At 64.9% G+C, this 16,902-nt stretch carries 10 protein-coding genes; 7 read left to right on the top strand and 3 right to left on the bottom strand.

From position 1 onward, the window contains the following. Positions 1 to 27 precede the first annotated feature (27 nt). A complete protein-coding gene (locus KQ659_RS07755) occupies positions 28 to 4,044 on the top strand; it encodes an FG-GAP-like repeat-containing protein (protein ID WP_226929877.1) in 4,017 nt (1,338 codons plus the stop codon). 57 nt (positions 4,045 to 4,101) lie between these two features. Beyond that, complete coding sequence (locus KQ659_RS07760) at positions 4,102 to 4,323, top strand: PID-CTERM protein-sorting domain-containing protein (RefSeq protein ID WP_216689308.1); 222 nt, start codon at positions 4,102 to 4,104, stop codon at positions 4,321 to 4,323. A gap of 139 nt (positions 4,324 to 4,462) precedes the next feature. Here KQ659_RS07760 and KQ659_RS07765 read toward each other — a convergent pair whose 3' ends face one another. The 3 genes from KQ659_RS07765 to KQ659_RS07775 all read right to left on the bottom strand — a co-directional run bounded on the left by KQ659_RS07765 (position 4,463) and on the right by KQ659_RS07775 (position 8,204). Next, complete coding sequence (locus KQ659_RS07765; RefSeq protein ID WP_216689307.1) at positions 4,463 to 5,923, bottom strand: IS4 family transposase; 1,461 nt, start codon at positions 5,921 to 5,923, stop codon at positions 4,463 to 4,465. A gap of 114 nt (positions 5,924 to 6,037) precedes the next feature. Further along, complete coding sequence (locus tag KQ659_RS07770) at positions 6,038 to 7,693, bottom strand: S8 family peptidase (protein WP_226929879.1); 1,656 nt, start codon at positions 7,691 to 7,693, stop codon at positions 6,038 to 6,040. A 112-nt stretch (positions 7,694 to 7,805) separates the two neighbouring features. After that, complete coding sequence (locus KQ659_RS07775; protein ID WP_216689306.1) at positions 7,806 to 8,204, bottom strand: hypothetical protein; 399 nt, start codon at positions 8,202 to 8,204, stop codon at positions 7,806 to 7,808. A gap of 494 nt (positions 8,205 to 8,698) precedes the next feature. Between KQ659_RS07775 and KQ659_RS07780 the strand changes: the two genes are divergently transcribed. From KQ659_RS07780 to KQ659_RS07800, 5 genes are all read left to right on the top strand, one after another. Next, positions 8,699 to 11,350, top strand: coding sequence for a PIG-L family deacetylase (locus tag KQ659_RS07780; RefSeq protein ID WP_216689305.1), 2,652 nt, complete (start codon positions 8,699 to 8,701; stop codon positions 11,348 to 11,350). Between the two features lie 122 nt (positions 11,351 to 11,472). Beyond that, a complete protein-coding gene (locus KQ659_RS07785) occupies positions 11,473 to 12,849 on the top strand; it encodes an aspartate kinase (RefSeq protein ID WP_216689304.1) in 1,377 nt (458 codons plus the stop codon). Positions 12,850 to 12,947: 98 nt separating this feature from the next. After that, positions 12,948 to 13,589 carry a phosphatase PAP2 family protein gene (locus KQ659_RS07790; RefSeq protein ID WP_216689303.1) on the top strand — a complete coding sequence of 214 codons (642 nt, stop codon included), beginning with the start codon at positions 12,948 to 12,950 and terminating at the stop codon, positions 13,587 to 13,589. A gap of 150 nt (positions 13,590 to 13,739) precedes the next feature. Continuing rightward, a complete protein-coding gene (locus KQ659_RS07795; protein ID WP_216689302.1) occupies positions 13,740 to 14,630 on the top strand; it encodes a glycerophosphodiester phosphodiesterase in 891 nt (296 codons plus the stop codon). A 115-nt stretch (positions 14,631 to 14,745) separates the two neighbouring features. After that, positions 14,746 to 16,686, top strand: coding sequence for a CocE/NonD family hydrolase (locus tag KQ659_RS07800; protein ID WP_216689301.1), 1,941 nt, complete (start codon positions 14,746 to 14,748; stop codon positions 16,684 to 16,686). Positions 16,687 to 16,902: the final 216 nt, after the last annotated feature.

Genomic DNA, 16,902 nt, shown 5'->3' on the forward strand with positions numbered 1-16,902 from the left:
GCGGTTTTCTTTTTTATTCCCCCTCACATGAAGAACAGTTTACTTACTTCGCTACTGGCGGCCTGCGGGCTGCTGGCCCCGCTGGCCTTGCCGCTGACGGCGCAGGGCCAGACCCTTACCGTGACGGCGCGAAGCCCGGCCCGCAACGCGCGGGCAGCGGCGCTCACCACGCCGGTGAGCGTGACGTTTTCGGCCAACCTCAATCCGGCGACGACAGGTAATATTAAGGTGTTTTCGCAGCAGTACCGGGGGCAGCGCACGGCCTCGGTGAGCACCAGCGGGGCCACGGCCACGCTCGCGCCGACGGTGCCGACCACGGGCTCGCAGGTAGCGGGCTTCAAGCCGGGCGAAACGCTGTTCGTGACCGTGCCGGCCACCGTGCAAAGCACGGGCGGCGCGGCGGCCGTCCGGCAGGTCTACCAGTTCACGGCCGCCACCGGCGGCACCGGGAGGGGCAACTTCCTGGCCCCGGCCACCAACGCCAACCCCACTGTGGGCAACGGTCCTTACAGCGTAGCGGTGGGGGACGTGGACGGCGACGGCGACCTGGACCTGCTCACGGCCAACTTGATTAGCGGCACGGTGAGCGTGCGGCTCAACGACGGGACGGGCAACTTCATTGGCGGCTCCGACCCCGCCGTGGGTGCCAATCCCGGTAGCGTGGCGGTGGGGGACGTGGACGGCGACGGCGACCTGGACCTGCTCACGGCCAACTCCGGCAGCAACACGGTGAGCGTGCGGCTCAACGACGGGACGGGCAACTTCATTGGCGGCTCCGACCCCGCCGTGGGCGCCAATCCCCAGAGGGTGGCGGTGGGGGACGTGGACGGCGACGGCGACCTGGACCTGCTCGCGGCTGCCGGCAGCAACACGGTGAGCGTGCGGCTCAACGACGGGACGGGCAACTTCACTGGCGGCTCCGACCCCACCGTGGGCACCGATCCTACCAGCGTGGCGGTGGGAGACGTGGACGGCGACGGCGACCTGGACCTGCTCACGGCCAACCAGGGCAGCAACACGGTGAGCGTGCGGCTCAACGACGGGACGGGCAACTTCACGGCCCCGGCCACCAACCCCAACCCCGCCGTGGGCACCACTCCCAAGAGCGTGGCGGTGGGGGACGTGGACGGCGACGGCGACCTGGACCTGCTCGCGGCCAACTTTGACGACAACACGGTGAGCGTGCGGCTCAACGACGGGACGGGCCACTTCACGGCCCCGGCCACCAATGCCAACCTCGCCGTGGGCAACGGTCCTATCAGCGTGGCGGTGGGCGACGTGGACGGCGACGGCGACCTGGACCTGCTCACGGCCATCCAAAGCGACAACACGGTGAGCGTGCAGCTCAACGACGGGGCGGGCAACTTCACGGCCCCGGCCACCAACCCCAACCCCACCGTGGGCGACACTCCTTCCAGCGTGGCGGTGGGGGACGTGGACGGCGACGGCGACCTGGACCTGCTCACGGCCAATTACTACGACAACACGGCGAGCGTGCGGCTCAACGGCGGGACGGGGCTTGCTATTGCGAGCTTCACGCCCACGAGCGGACCGACGGGCACGACCATCAGCCTGACGGGCACCGGCCTGACGGGGGCCACGGCCATCACCTTCAGCGGTACCAGCGGCAACGTGGTGACCACGGGCTTCTCCGTGGCTAGCAGCACGAGCATCACCGGCGTAGTGGTGCCCAGCGGGGCCGTGACGGGCACTTTGACCGTGACCACGCCCGGCGGCACCAGCGCCGCCAGCAGCCAGACGTTCACCGTGACGGTTGCGCCGACCATCAGCAGCGCGGCCGACAACCCCGTGGCCCGCGGCGGCCTGGTCACGCTCAATGGCACCGGCCTGGCCGGGGCCACCGGCGTCACGTTTGCCCGCAGCGGCTTCTCTCCCATTACGCTCACCAGCTTCAGCAGCAACACGGCCACGGCCCTGGCCTTCGCCCTGCCCCTGGCCGCGCCCAACACCAACGGTGCGTACAACGTGACCGTGACCAATGCCAACGGCACCAGCGCCGCCTTCTCCCTGAGCCTGACCGACAACGTCACCTGGAACGGCAGCGCCGGCACCGCCTGGGCCACGGCCACCAACTGGAGCCCGCCCGCCGTGCCCAACACCTACCTCAACACCACCGTCGTTGCCGCCGCTGCCCAGCCCACCGTGACCGGCACCCAGCTGGTGCAGAACGTGACCGTGCAGGCCGGGGCCAGCCTCACACTGGCCGCCACCACGGCCCCCACCACCCAGCTCACGCTGGGTACCAGCGCCTTTAACAACGGCAGCCTGGTCTTAGCCACCGGCAGCACCCTCACCCAAGGAGCGGGCAGCGAGCTCTACATCACGCAGAATATGACCAACAACGGGGCGACGTTCGTCCTTGATGCGACCAGCGAAATCGGCTTCGGCGGGCCCAGCCACGTGCTCAACGGCACGGCCGGCGTCACGTTCCAGACCCTGACCGTGGGCGAGCAGGGCAGCTACGATTACCTGAGCATAGAGGTCCCCGTGCAGGTGCGCCGCAAGCTGGGCGTGTACAACAACTCCACGACCGCCCTGGGCGCGGGCGGCAGCCTCACGCTGCTGAGCAACGCCACGGGTACGGCTCTGGTGGAAAACGGCACCGGCAGCACGGTAACCGGCACCGTCACGGTGCAGCGCTACATCGACCCGACCACCAATGCCGGCCCCGGCTACCGCCATTACAGCGCCCCGGTGAGCAACACCACCGTGGCCGACCTGGCCACCACGACCGGCTTTACGCCCACGCTCACCACGTCCTACAACGCCTCGGCCACGCCGGGCACCACCACGCCCTTCCCCACCGTGTTCGGCTACGACCAGAGCCGCGTGAGCCTGGCCAACAGCTCCGCCCCGTTTGACCGCGGCTTCGTGGTGCCCGCCGCCCTGACCACGCCCTTGGCCGTGGGCAAGGGCTACGCCGTGAACATCGCCGGCGACCAGCTCGTCGACTTCGTGGGCACGCTCACCAACGGCGACCAGCCACCCCTGGTCCTGAGCCGCGTGGCCGGCAACTCCGCCGCCGGCTGGCAATTGGTGGGCAACCCCTACCCCGCCCCACTCAACTACGCGCTGGTGGAAGGCGTGGACCGCGCCAATCTGGACGCGGCCATTTACGTCTATGGCAGCACCAGCCAGTACGTAGGCACCTACCGCAGCTACGTCAACGGCATGGGCGGTAACCCCGTGCTGCCGGTGGCCCAGGGCTTCTTCGTCCGCGTGAGCGACAGCCAGACCAGCGGCGCGCTCACCTTCCGCAACAGCCAGCGCCTGACGGCCCCGGACGCCACCGCCTTCCAGCGCGGCGCCGCCGACGCCCGCCCGCTGGTGCAGCTCGAGCTGCGCGGCAGCACCGGCACCCTCGCCGATGCGCTCTACGCCTACGCCGAAACCGGGGCCACCCCGGCCTTCGATAGCCAGTTCGACGCCGCCAAGCTGGCCAACACCACGGGCCTGAACCTGAGCAGCACCGCTACCAGCGGCGAGGCGCTCTCGATTGACGCCCGGCCGGCCTTCACCGCCGCCACCGTGCTGCCCCTGGCCCTGGGCGTGCCCGCCGCCGGCACCTACTCCTTCACCGCCGTGGCGCTGAACAACATCCCCGCGGCCCTGGATGCTTTCCTGAGCGACGCGCAAACGGGCCAGACCGTGAACTTGCGCCTGCAGCCGGCCTACGCCTTTAGCGTGAGCCCCACGCAGGCCGCTGTACTCATCAGCGGCCGCTTCACGCTGCACTTTGCCGCCCGCGCCGCGCTGGCCACCGCACCGGCCCTGAGTGCCGCGCAGGTGGCGTTGTACCCCAACCCGGCCCACGACCGATTTACGGTGCTCGTGCCAACCGTGGCCGGGGCCACGCAAGTACACGTCACCCTGCTCAACGTCTTGGGCCAGGTTATGCGTACGCAAGCGGCCGCAAGCGGCACCGCCTTCGCGGTGGAAACGGCCGGCCTGGCCACCGGCGTGTACACCTTGCGCATGCAGGTGGGCACCGCCACCCTGACCAAGCGCGTGGTCCTGCAATAATTCCGGGGGCCGGCTCCCGCGGGGGCCGGCCCCTTCACCAACTCATCCCCCCGTTTTATGAAAAAGCTCTTTTCCCCGACCCGCTTGCTGCGGCTCGCCTTGCCGGCCCTGATGGTCCTGACGGCCCTGCAAGCCCGCGCCCAACCCAGTTCGGGTGGCCCCGTGCCCACGTCTACGTCTGCGCCCACGGGCGTGCCCCTCGATGGCGGGGCCTCGCTGCTGCTGGTCGGCGGCGTGGGCTACGCCCTGCGCAAGCTCCGCCAGCGCCGCCAGCGCTAGCGGCCGAAGTGGCCCCCGGTGGGAGATTCCGCCGCAGATACTGCGGGCTGCCGCCGCGCCAAGCAAGCCCCGCGGGAGGCCCTTGTCCTTACCCAAAACTCAAAAAGCGCCGGCCGACAGGTCGGCGCTTTTTTGTCTGTTATTCGTCAAGTAGTTGCGCCGCCATGTTCACGCCCTCCACGAGCAGGCGCAGGCTCCGGCGGCCGAGCCAGAGGGTTTGCCAACCGGGTGGGCCGTCCCCTTTGCGGCCCAGGTGCCCACCCAGCGCGGCCAAGGCCAGGTAGACGGCGCGCACCGTGTCCAGGGAGCGGCGGCTTTGGTGGCGCAGCACCCGCAACTCGGTGGCCGTCAGGCCGGCCGCCTGGGCCGGCAAGTCCGGTTCGAGCCGGCTTTTCTCGCGTAAATCCACCAGGGCCAGGGCCAATACGCTCAGCAGGGCCACGGCGGCGAAGAGGCGGGCCGCCGTTTGCAGCTGCAGCTTTTTGGCTCCCAGCCCCGTTTTCAGGGCCTTGTGAAAGTCCTCAATGAGCCAGCGGCTGGCGTACTGCCGGGCGCAGACCAGGGCCTGGGCGAAGTCGGTGACGGGCTGGTCGCAGAGCAGCAGCCACTCCAGGCCGGGTCCCGGGGCATCCGGCCCCTGTTCTTCCCAGACCCGCACCAGGCCGACGGGCACGGGCGCTCCCTTTCCCGTGGCCCCGCCCGGCCGCTGCGGGGCCCGCAGGGCCAGGGCCGGGCTGAAACTTACCTGCAACACCACCGCACGTGCCGGCTGGCGGGGCCGCCCGCGCAGGGCCAGGGAAAACGTGCCGGCGCTGGGCTGCGCCCGCGCCTGCTCGAAGAGGCGGCCGGCGGCCGTTTTGTCCGCCCCGGCCACCAGGGCCCGGTTTTGGGCGGCCCGCACCACGAAGCCCAGCCCCTGGGCCTGGCACTGCTGCAAGTGCTCGTAGATGTCGGCCCCGCGGTCGGCCACCACCACCCAGCGCGTACCGGCCGGTGGGCACCCGACGGCCCGCAGGCTCTGGGCCCACAGGGCTGACTCGCGGGGCCGCCCCTGGCGGGGGCGGGAGCCGCCGTGGGGGTGGGCCTTCTCGGCGTCGGGCACGGGTTGGCGCACGTGAAACTGCTGGTCGAGCAGGCCCAGCAGCGGCAGGGCCGGCCGTTTGGCCGCCGGGTCGGGGTCGGTGGCGGGCCAGGCGGCGGCCACCAGCGAGTGCAGCAGCACGCCCTGGCTATAGGCTTTGCCCGGCCCCACCGGCCCGAGGCCCGCCCGGCGCTCGGCCGCTTCGGGCCAGCTCAGCTCGGTCGTATCCTCGACCAGCAGGTAGGTGCCGGGCGCCTGCAGTTGCTGGCCCACGTGTTGGCGGTGAGGGGCTTGCAGCGCGTCCGGGGTCGTCTGCGCGTGGCCCAGCAACTGGTAGGCGGCTTTGCCGGCGTAGGCCTGCCCCTGGCTCAGGCGCGGAATCGTCGCTCCCGGCTCCCGCGCCCAGCCGGCCGCCAGCGTCACCACGCGTCGGTTGCGGCGCACGTCGCCCAGTCCTACCCCACTAAAGTGCGTGTGCGCCCACTGCGGTGCGTTCCCAAAGTCCGTCGAAATACTCATGCGCGCAAGCTACCCGCTAAGCGCAAAAAAAGCGCCGGCCTACCGGCCGGCGCTTTGCAAAAGTTTTGGGTAAGGACAAGGAATCCTGGCGGGCTTTTTCAACTCTTAACTCCTTTATAGTGATGCCTTCTGCGCCAGCTTCACGGCTTCGTACATATCCACCACGCCGCCGGTTACGGACAGCGTCGAGAAATCGACCTGCTTCTCGCCGCCGGGCGTCTGCACTTTGGTGTGGTGCACCTGGGCCGACTGCATGATGATGCGCTTCAAATCGACCGCCGTGAGCTTGGGGAAGTATGATTTCAGGACTGCTGCCACGCCGGCCGTGACGGGCGAGGCCATGCTGGTGCCGCTTTCGTTGCCGTAGGTGCTGCCGGGCAGCGTGCTGTAGATGCCCACGCCGGGCGCGAACACATCAACGCCCTTTTTGCTGTAGTTCGAGAAATCGGCGGTCAGGTTCACGTTGTCCTTCGGGCCGGATGCGCCCACCGTGAGCAGGTTCGGGATGGTGGTGTTGTTCAGGTAGAACGAGGCCGGGTAGTTGTCGGCCACGTCGAGGTTGTGGTTTTCGTTGCCGGCGGCGTGCACCAGCAGCACGCCTTTCTGAGCAGCGTATTTATAGGCCGCTTCCACGGCGGGGCGCTGGGGCGAGAATTCCTTGCCGAAGCTCATGTTGATAATCTGCGCGCCGTTGTCTACGGCGTAGCGGATGGCGTTGGCAATGTCCTTGTCGCGCTCATCGCCGTCGGGCACGGCCCGCACCATCATGATGCGCACCGGGTCGGGGGCGAGGCCCATGATGCCGAGGTTGTTGGTGCGCACCGCCGCGATAATGCCCGAAACGTGGGTACCGTGCATGGGGTCGGGGCCGTGGAGGTCGTTGTTGCCGTAGAAGCGCTGACTCATGTCCTCGGGGTCGTCCTTGATGATGTCGGCCCGGGGATTAAAGCTCAGGTTCAGCGAATTGTCCAGCATGCTGCGCTCCTGCTTCATGCCCTCGTTCAGTTCCTTGAGCAGGGCATCGGCATCGGCGGCCCCGGTCTGGCGCATCATGTCGAGCATGCCGGCCACGGCGCGTTTCAGGTTGGGGTCGCTGGTGTTGGCATTTTTGAGGGCGGTGGTGTCGAGCTTGTCGGTGCCCAGCGCCTGCTTCATGTTGGTCACCATCATGGTGAGAGGCCCCGACATTTCTTCGACCTGCTTGCTGCGCTCGGTTTCCTCCTTGAGGCGGGCCGAATACGCTTTCTCGGCCTTCTGATAGAGCGCGTAAGTAGCCTTGTCGGCCGGCTTCACGGTCTTGGCCGTGATGCCCTTGAAGCGCTTGCGGCCGGCGGCCACAATGCGCGTCATCTCCAGGGTTTCGGCGTTCACGTTGCGGCCGTCGGCCCCGCCGAGGAAGTTCCAGCCGTGCACGTCGTCGATGTAGCCGTTCTTATCGTCGTCGATGCCGTTGCCGGGAATTTCACCCCGGTTCACCCACAGCACGGGCTTGAGGTCGACGTGGGCCGTGTCAATCCCGGAGTCAATGACGGCCACGATAACGGGCGTTGGAATCAGGTTTTTCAGAATTTCGGCGTAGGCGCGGGTGGCCCCCACGCCGGGCACGTTGTCGAGCTGCGGGTCTTTGAGGTACCACTGGGCGGCGCTCATATCGCCGGTGGGGGTGGCGGGAGTGGGGGAGGGTGCATTCACCGCCTGGGCCTGGACCAAGGCGGGCAGCGCCAATAAGGCCAGCGAAAGCGACCAGCGGCGGAAGGGAAGAATCGTCATAAACAAAGGAAGTGGCCGCAAGTGGGCAGCCGGTGTGGGTGATAAACCGATTTTCACACAAATGAAGTTCAGCCGCGCCAAAGACGCACCCGTCCGGCCCGATGTTGCGCCGCTAGGCGACCGGCGCGGGCGTGGGCAGCCCCACCACCACCAGCAACAGGGCATCTTCGGCGGCGCGGGTGAGGTGCCAGTAGCGCCAGAGGCTGCGGTATTCCCATGTGAGCAGGTCAAATTCGCCGAGGCGCACGGCCACGCGGGCGGCGGCCCGGGCGGGCAGTCCGGATGCTTCGGCCAGCTCGGCGGTGGTGCGCTCGGGGTGCTGCATCAGGGCCAGCAGCATCAGGCTTTGGCGCAGACGGCCGCGCTTGTCGCGCACTTTATAGGTCTTCAGCAGCCAGTTTTCGAGGCGGGCCTGCACGGCGGCGGGCTCCTGGCTGAGTGGGGGCGGTGGCGGCGGGTTGTCGCGCTCGGCCACGCGGCGGGCAAAGGCGGCGGGTAGGGTTTCGGGCATAGCGTATTGATGGAAATGTAAATCCACGGGCTAATTTAATTCAATTTCAGGCTAAGTAATTGCAACACCTGGCTAATTAACTACATAAACCGGCTAATTAGTTAAAATACCTGGCTAATTAATCGCAGAATCTGGCTGAATAACTACTAAACCAAGCTGATTAATTGCAATGCCTGGCTAACTAGCCGCAATATCTGGTTAACTAGCCAAAATGTCTGGCTAATTAACTACAATGTTTGGCTAACTAACCACAACACCTGGCTAAATAACTGCTCCCGTACTGTTGCGCGACCGTGCGCCCCGTTGCTGGCGCGCGTCTGCGACACGTGCCGACCGGCCCCGAGCCTCTGGCTCGGGTAAGGGGTTACGTATGGCAGCGTCTTCATTGCCCGAGCCACAGGCTCACCGCCAGTCAGCACGTGTCGCAGACGTGCGCCAGCAACGGGAGGGCCGGCGGCTGGTAACTTCACGCCCTCAACCCCGGTTTCCCGCGCATGTTCCGACTCCTCCGCCCCATTGCCGTCCTCACGGCATTCCTCACTCTTCATTCCTCATTCTTCATTGAGACGAAGGCCCAAACGCCGAAGTCCTACACTTCCTCCGAAATCCTGCTGGGTCTCAAGAAGCTCAACGTCCTCGGTTCGGTGATGTACATCGCCGCCCACCCCGACGACGAAAATACCCGCCTCATCGCCTACATGGCCAACGAGCGCCTGCTCGAAACCAGCTACCTGAGCGCCACCCGCGGCGACGGCGGCCAGAACCTCATCGGCCCCGAGCTGCGCGAGGGCCTCGGCGTGATTCGCACGCAGGAGCTGCTCGCGGCCCGGCGGCTCGACGGCGGCCGGCAGTTCTTCACCCGCGCCAACGACTTCGGCTTCTCCAAAACCTCCGACGAAACCTTTCGCATCTGGGACAAGGAGCAGGTGCTCGCCGACATGGTGTGGGTCATCCGCCAGCGCCGGCCCGATGTGCTCATCACCCGCTTTCCGCCCGATGCCCGCGCCGGCCACGGCCACCACCAGGCCAGCGCCATCCTCGCTGCCGAAGCCTTCGACGCCGCCGGCGACCCCAAGCGCTTCCCCGAACAGCTCCAGTACGTGCAAGCCTGGCAGCCCAAGCGCCTGCTTTGGAACACCGGCAGCTTCTTCGTGAAGCCCGGCGACAACATGGACGGCTACCTCCGGCTCGATGCCGGCGGCTACAACCCCCTGCTGGGCCAGAGCTACGGCGAAATCGCGGCCCGCAGCCGCTCCAACCACCGCAGCCAGGGCTTCGGCTCGGCCGCCCAGCGGGGCGAGGCGCTGGAGTATTTCCAGCTGGTGAAAGGCGCGCCGGCCACCAAAGACCTGTTCGAAGGCGTGGACCAGAGCTGGAACCGGGTGCCCGGCGGCGCGGCCGTGGGCAAGCTCATCGAGGAGGTGATTCGCAAGTATGACCCGAGCAACCCCAGCGCGAGTGTAGCGGGGCTACTGAAGGTGCGGGCAGCACTTGCAACAAAGCCAATTTCTTGGAGCGGCAATGCTCCAGACTTGTCCTTCTGGAAAACGGAAAAAACACAACAGGTAGAAAGTCTGATTAAAAACTGTCTTGGATTGGGGTTAGAAGCTACTGCAACGCAAGTTTCTGTTGCTGAAGGTCACGCCTTTCAAGGGGGACAATCTTTTCAGGTGAACCTAGAGGTAATAAACAAGTCTCATGTCCCGGTTACCGTTACCAGCATTCATGGACTAGGTTTTACGTATGATAGTGCGCTTGTTCTACCGTTCAATAAACTAATTAGCATTAAGAGAAAGGGTGAAGCAGGCTTTTCTGGTAAGGAGACACAACCATACTGGTTGCAGATTCCGGGTTCTATTGGTATGTATTCGGTGCCAGAATCGCTAAGTTTTCCTTTTAGCGAAGGTGCAGCTGTGTTAATGGCTCAATCGAAAGCTGGTGTCAGCCAGTTACCAGCCGACGAGCCTACCGGAAGTTTTGGCTACATGCTTTGGCGACAATCCTTAATAGGAATGCCTGAAAATCCGCCGGCAGGTGGTGTTTGTTTCATAGTACAAGTAAATGGGAGTAGGTTATTCTATTCCGTCCCCGTCCAATACAAGCACACCGACCCCGTGCTGGGCGAACTCTACCAGCCGCTGGCCGTGGTGCCGCCCGTGCTAGTGAACCTGCCGCCCGCCCGTTCCTACGTCTTCGCCGATGCCCAGCCCAAGACCGTGCCCGTCACGCTGCGGGCCGGGCGCGCCGGGGTGAGCGGCAGTCTGGCCCTGGCCCTGCCCGCCGGCTGGAAGTGCGAGCCCGCCACCGTCCCTTTCGCCCTCGCCGCCAAAGACGAGGAGCTGACCGTGAACTTCCAGGTGCAGCCCCTGGCCGGGGCAGCGCCCGGCCGCGCCGAGCTGCGGGCATCTGCCACCGTGGCCGGCCAGGCCTACGCCCGCGGCATCCAGAAGATTGAGTACCCGCACATCCCCACGCAGTTCCTCTTCCCCGAGGCCGTGGCCCCGCTGGTGAAGCTCGACCTGAAGCGGCGCGGCCAGAACGTGGCCTACCTCATGGGTGCCGGCGACGAAGTGCCCGACGCCCTGCGCCAAATCGGCTACACCGTCACCCTGCTCAAGCCCGAGGAAATCAGCGCCGCTCGCCTCAAGGAGTTCGATGCGCTGGTGGTCGGCATCCGCGCCTACAACACCGTCGAGGCCCTGAAAACCAAGCAGCCCGACATCCTCAAATACATCGAACAGGGCGGCAACGTGGTGGTGCAGTACGTGGTCGACCGCGGCACGGTGCTGCCCGAAATCGGCCCCTATCCCATGACACTTTCCCGCGACCGGGTCACGGTGGAAGACGCCCCCGTGACGCTCTCGAAGCACCCGCTGCTGGCCGCCCCCAACAAAATCACCGAGCAGGATTTCAAAGGCTGGGTGCAGGAGCAGGGCCTCTACTACCCCTCGAAGTGGGACCCGAAATACCAGACCGTGATTTCCAGCAGCGACCCCGGCGAGGCGGCCAAGGAAAGCGCCATTCTGGTCACGGACTACGGCAAGGGCCACTACATCTACACGGGCCTGTCGCTGTTCCGGGAGCTGCCGGCGGGCGTGCCGGGGGCGTACCGGCTGATTACGAACATGATTTCGTACGGGAAGTAGCGCAGTAGAGACGCATATTTGCGTCTCGTCGTTGAACGAGCGGAACTGCGCCGACAACCCACAGACTTAACAACATCAGCAACGACGAGACGCAAGTATGCGTCTCTACATGCAACACACCCGTGCTCACAGTAGAAAAAATCGGCGGCACCTCGATGACCGCCTTCGCCGACGTCCTCGACAACATCATCTTCCACGGCCGCGAGGGCGCGAAGCTGTACAACCGCATTTTCGTGGTGTCAGCCTACGCCAACGTCACCAACTGGCTGCTCGAAAACAAGAAAACCGGCGCTCCCGGCGTGTATCACCACATCACCCAGGGCCAGGAGTTTAGCCGGCCGCTGCAGGACGTGGCTGCCCAGCTCAAAGAGCTGAACCAGCAGTACGAGCCGCTGGGTCTCGATTTGGCTGTGGCCGATGCCTTCATCCAGCAGCGCATCGACCAGGCCCAGACCTATCTCGAAAGCCTGGTGAACGTGCTGGCCTCCGGCTACGTCAACAGCGTGAATATCCTGCAGGCCGCGCGTGAAATCCTAGCCTCGATAGGGGAGGCCCACTCGGCTTTCAACTCCGTGAATATCCTGCAAAACCGGGGCGTGCACGCCACCCTGGTCGACCTCAGCGGCTTCGACGACGCCCAGCCGCTGACCATTGACGAGCGCATCCGGCAGGCGTTTACGGACATTGATTTTCCGCGCACCATCAGCATTGCCACCGGCTACACCAAGGGTACCGAGGGCATTATGCGCGAGTTTGACCGGGGTTATTCGGAAGTCACCTTCAGCAAGATTGCCGTGGCCGTGCGGCCCCAGGAGGCCATTATTCACAAGGAATACCACCTGAGCTCCGCCGACCCTAACCTGGTGGGCGTGGACCAGTGCCACCCCATCGGCTTTACCAACTACGACGTGGCCGACCAGCTCGCCGACGTGGGCATGGAGGCTATTCACCCCAAAGCCTCGAAGCCGCTGGAGATAAACGCCATCGACCTGCGCATCAAAAATACCTTCGAGCCCGAGCATCCCGGCACCCTCATCACCCGCGACTACATCTCGCCCACCAAGCGCATCGAAGTCATCACGGGCACCGAGAAAGTCGTCATAATCGACATTCACGACCCGCTGATGGTGGGCGCGGCCGGCTTCGACCTGCACCTGATGCAGGTGTTTTTCAACCTCGGGGTGAGCTACATCTTCAAGGCCACCAGTGCCAATAGCATTTCGCTGCTCATCTGGGAAAAGGACCTCAAGCCGCAGCTCGTGGCCGCCCTGGAAGCCAAGTACGAGAACGTGACCGTCCAGCCGGCCGCCCTGGTCTGCCTCATCGGCTCCAATATTGATGAGCCCGGCCTGCTGGCCCGCGCCGCCGGGGCCCTGGCCGATGCGGGCATCAACATCCGTAGCGCCGGCTTTGCGCTGCGCAAGGTCAATATCCAGTTCATCGTGGGCCGCGAGGATTACAAAACGGCCATCATCGCCCTGAATCGGGCGCTGGGGTAGCAGTAGCGCGGACTTTTAGTCCGCGAGTAACAAGCCGTGAAAAATTGTTCCTGCCACGCCCGTTTGGATTCGCGGACTAAAAGTCCGCGCTACGACTTATGACCTTCCGCCAGTTCCTCGCTTTCACGGCTCTCACGCTACCCGCCTGCGCCCTGCTGATAGTGTTCGGCGACCAGCCGCTGGCCCGGTTCATTCACGGGCATTTCGGCGGCGCGGCCCCGTTTTTCGCCACCCTCACGGCCACCGCCGATAAAATCCACGATGCGCTGATGATGCATGTTGTGGGCCTGCCCATCATCTTCCTGGCGTTGGGGCTGGCCTTCGCAGTGGGCCGCTATGGGCTGAAAAGACGCGGGGCCACTATCTTTCTCATCCTGTTGCTCACCCACGAGTTCAGCATGGTGCTGGCCAACGTGCTGAAGGGCACAGTGCACCGCCTGCGGCCCGAAGTGCTGTTTGGCACGGGCTACGCGGGCACGGGTCTGTGGGCCACCGGCCCGCACAATGACTCGTTCCCTTCTACGCACACTGCTACTTATTTCAGCCTGTTTTGGCCGCTGGCGGTGGCTTTTCCGAAGTATCGGGGGCCGCTGCTGGTGCTGCCGGGCCTCATTGCGCTGGGCCGGCTGGTGCTGGGCGCGCACTACCTCAGCGACGTGTGGTTTTCCATCTGGCTGGTGGTGGCGCTCACGTTTTTGTTCGGCCTGCTGGATAGTCCGCGTAAAACAGCTGTGATATAACGACGCATTCTTGCGTTTCGGCGTTGAACGGCCTGCAAAGGGATAGCCAGATGATTCCGTCCAACGACAAGACGCAAGGATGCGTCGCTACAACCTGCCAACTCCATTCCCGTTCAGCCCCAATCGGCGCGTGCCGGCCCTCGTTTTTGCATGAATAAAATTCGCGTACTCTCCGCTGCTTCCCTGGCGCTTTTCCTGATAGCAATGCTGGCGGCCTGCACCGCCACTAAACCCGTAGCCAACCCCAAGCTGGTGGTGCTGGGCCACGCCGGCTCCGGTTTCTACACACCCATCAGCCCGTTCAATTTCCGGCCGCCGAGCAGCTGGCGCGGCATCCGGCGCGCCCTGCTGCGCGGGGCCGACGGCGTGGAAATCGACCTGCAAATGAGCCGCGATAGCGTGGTAATGCTCTACCACGACCAGCATTTGCAGGACGGCAGCACCGGCACCGGCTGCGTGAGCGAGCGCACGGCCGCCGAAATCACTCAGTTGCGCTACAAAGGCGGCTTTCCCTACGACCTCATTCAGAAGGAACGGCCCATCACCTTCGATACCCTGCTGGCCCGCCTCAACCGCCGGCCCACGTTCCCCTTCATCCACCTCGATTTGCACGAGGACGACCAGTGCCTGCCCCCCGGCCGCCAGCACGAGCAGGTGCCGCTGCTGGTGCGCCAGATTGCCCGCACCCTCGCCCGCAACCACACACCGCTGGATAAAGTCCTGTTCATCACCCAGGAAGGTGCTACCGTGCGACTGGCCCGCGCTGCCATGCCGGGCGTCCGCATCGGCCTCGAAATTGCTTCCGACGAATTTGCCTTCGGCCTGAAAGTGGCTAAAACGGAAAAGGTGCACACCGTGGTGCTCGATGCCGACCGTGTAACGCCCGAGCAAAGTGCCCAGGCTCACGCCGCCGGCCTGAAAGTGGTGGTGTTCGGCGGCCGCTCACCCAAAGACCTGCGCCGCGTACTGAAAACCCAGCCCGATGAGATTGAGGTAGATAACGTGAAGCGCCTGCTGATAATGCAGGGTCGGGGCCAGTAGCAGGGGAGCGTTGCAGAAGGCCGGCCATCAACCTGAAAAATGCGCGGGTTAAAGCTGTGTATTTGAGTGAGGCTTCTACCTTTACCGGCGTACTCCCACTCAAATCCTGCACTGCATGAAATCAACTCTTCTATTTGCCCTGATGCTTGGCGCGACGGCGGCCATCCCGGCGCTTGCCCAGCAGCCCGGCCCCGCGTACCCGGTATGGTCCGAGGTCGAAAAGGCCCGCTATGCTACTGTGATGGCCGATACGGCCTATATTCAGCAGCACTACAAAAAGACGGAGCACCAGGTGGCCATGCGCGATGGCGTGAAGCTCTATACCATCGTGTACGCGCCCAGCGATGCCGACAAGGTGCGCTACCCCGTCATGCTCAACCGCACGCCCTACGCCATCGGGCCCTACAAGTCGGCTAGCATGAAAAAGAGCTTGGGGCCGAGCAGCGAGATGATGCACGAGGGCTACGTCTTTGTGTATCAGGACGTGCGCGGGCGCTACATGAGCGAAGGCACCTTCGTGGATGTGCGCCCCGAAAAGGAAGTGCACAAGGGCAAAACCGACATTGACGAGGGCACCGACACCTTCGACACCATCGAGTGGCTGCTCAAGAACAAGCAGGCGCCCAAAAGCAACGGCCGCGTGGGCCAGTGGGGCATCAGCTACCCCGGCTACTACACTGCCACCGGCCTGCTGGCCCGGCACCCGGCCCTGAAAGCCGCCTCGCCCCAGGCCCCCATCGCCGACTGGTTCTGGGACGATTTCCACCACAACGGCGCGTTCTTTCTGCCCCACGCGTTCAACTTCCTGGCCAGTTTCGGCCTGCCCCGGCCCGAGCCCACGCCCACCGGCAACCCCGGCTTCCAGCACGGCACCCCCGATGGCTACGACTTCTTCATGAAGATGGGCCCGCTGAAAAACGCCGATGCCCGCTACTACAAGGGCCAGGTCGCGTTCTGGAACGAGATGATGCAGCACCCGAATTACGACGAGTACTGGCAGGCCCGCGACCTGCGGCCGCACCTCAAAAACCTGCAAAAAGGCACCGCCGTGCTCACCGTGGGCGGCTTCAACGATGCCGAGGACCTGTTCGGCGCGCTCAATATCTACAAGAGCATTGAGAAGCAAAACCCGGGCATGCGCAACGGCCTTGTGATGGGCCCCTGGGTGCACGGCGGCTGGGCGCGCGGCTCGGGCGAGATAGTGGGTAATGTGGCCTACGGGGCTGCGCCGTCCATCTATTATCAGCAGAACATCGAAGCCCCGTTCTTCAAATCCTACCTGAAGGATGGCCAGACGGCCAACCTGCCCGAAGCCACCGTGTTCGAAAGCGGCACCAACCAGTGGCGCACCTTCGATGCCTGGCCGCCCCGGCAGACGCAGGAAAAAACGCTCTACTTCCAGCCGGGCGGCAAAATCGGTTTTGAGCAGCCCGCCGCCGGCTCCGAGTTCGACCAGTTCCTGAGCGACCCGGCCCACCCCGTGCCCTTCACCGAAGCTACCAACGTGGGCATGACCCGCGAGTACATGACCGACGACCAGCGCTTCGCCAGCCGCCGCCCCGACGTGCTCACCTACCAGACCGATGTACTCACCGCGCCGCTCACCTTGGCCGGCCCCATCCAGGCGCTGCTACAAGTGGCCACCACCGGCTCCGATGCCGACTGGGTCGTGAAAATCATCGACGTGTACCCCGACAACACCCCCGACAACCCGCGCCTGAACCCCAACGTGCACCTCGGCGGCTACCAGCAAATGGTGCGCTCCGAAGTAATGCGCGGCCGCTTCCGCAACAGCTTCAGTAAGCCCGAGCCCTTCACGCCCGGCCAGGTCACCGCCGTGCCCTTCACCGTGCAGGACCTCATGCACACTTTCCAGCCCGGCCACCGGCTGATGGTGCAGGTGCAAAGCACCTGGTTTCCGCTCGTCGACCGCAACCCGCAGAAATACATCGATAATATCTACAACGCTGAAGAAGCTGATTTCCAGGTTGCCACGCACCAGTTGTACCACTCGCCCGCCCACGCCTCGCAGCTGGTGGTGAAGGTGCTGCCCTAGCGGTACAACGGCCCGAGTCCCTCACGAAGCCAGCACGCGCCGCCAGGGGAGGAGGCAATACATTGCGCCGGTCAGACCGCCTAGGGCGGTCAGACCGGTTGAAGTGGGCACGATATCGCAACAACGACAACCGGTCAGACTGCCTAGGGCGGTCAGACCGGCGCAATGACCCCAGGTTTGGAAAAGCCCGATTCCGCATGGAATCGGGCTTTTTGC

Source organism: Hymenobacter siberiensis (assembly GCF_018967865.2).
Lineage (GTDB): Bacteria > Bacteroidota > Bacteroidia > Cytophagales > Hymenobacteraceae > Hymenobacter > Hymenobacter siberiensis.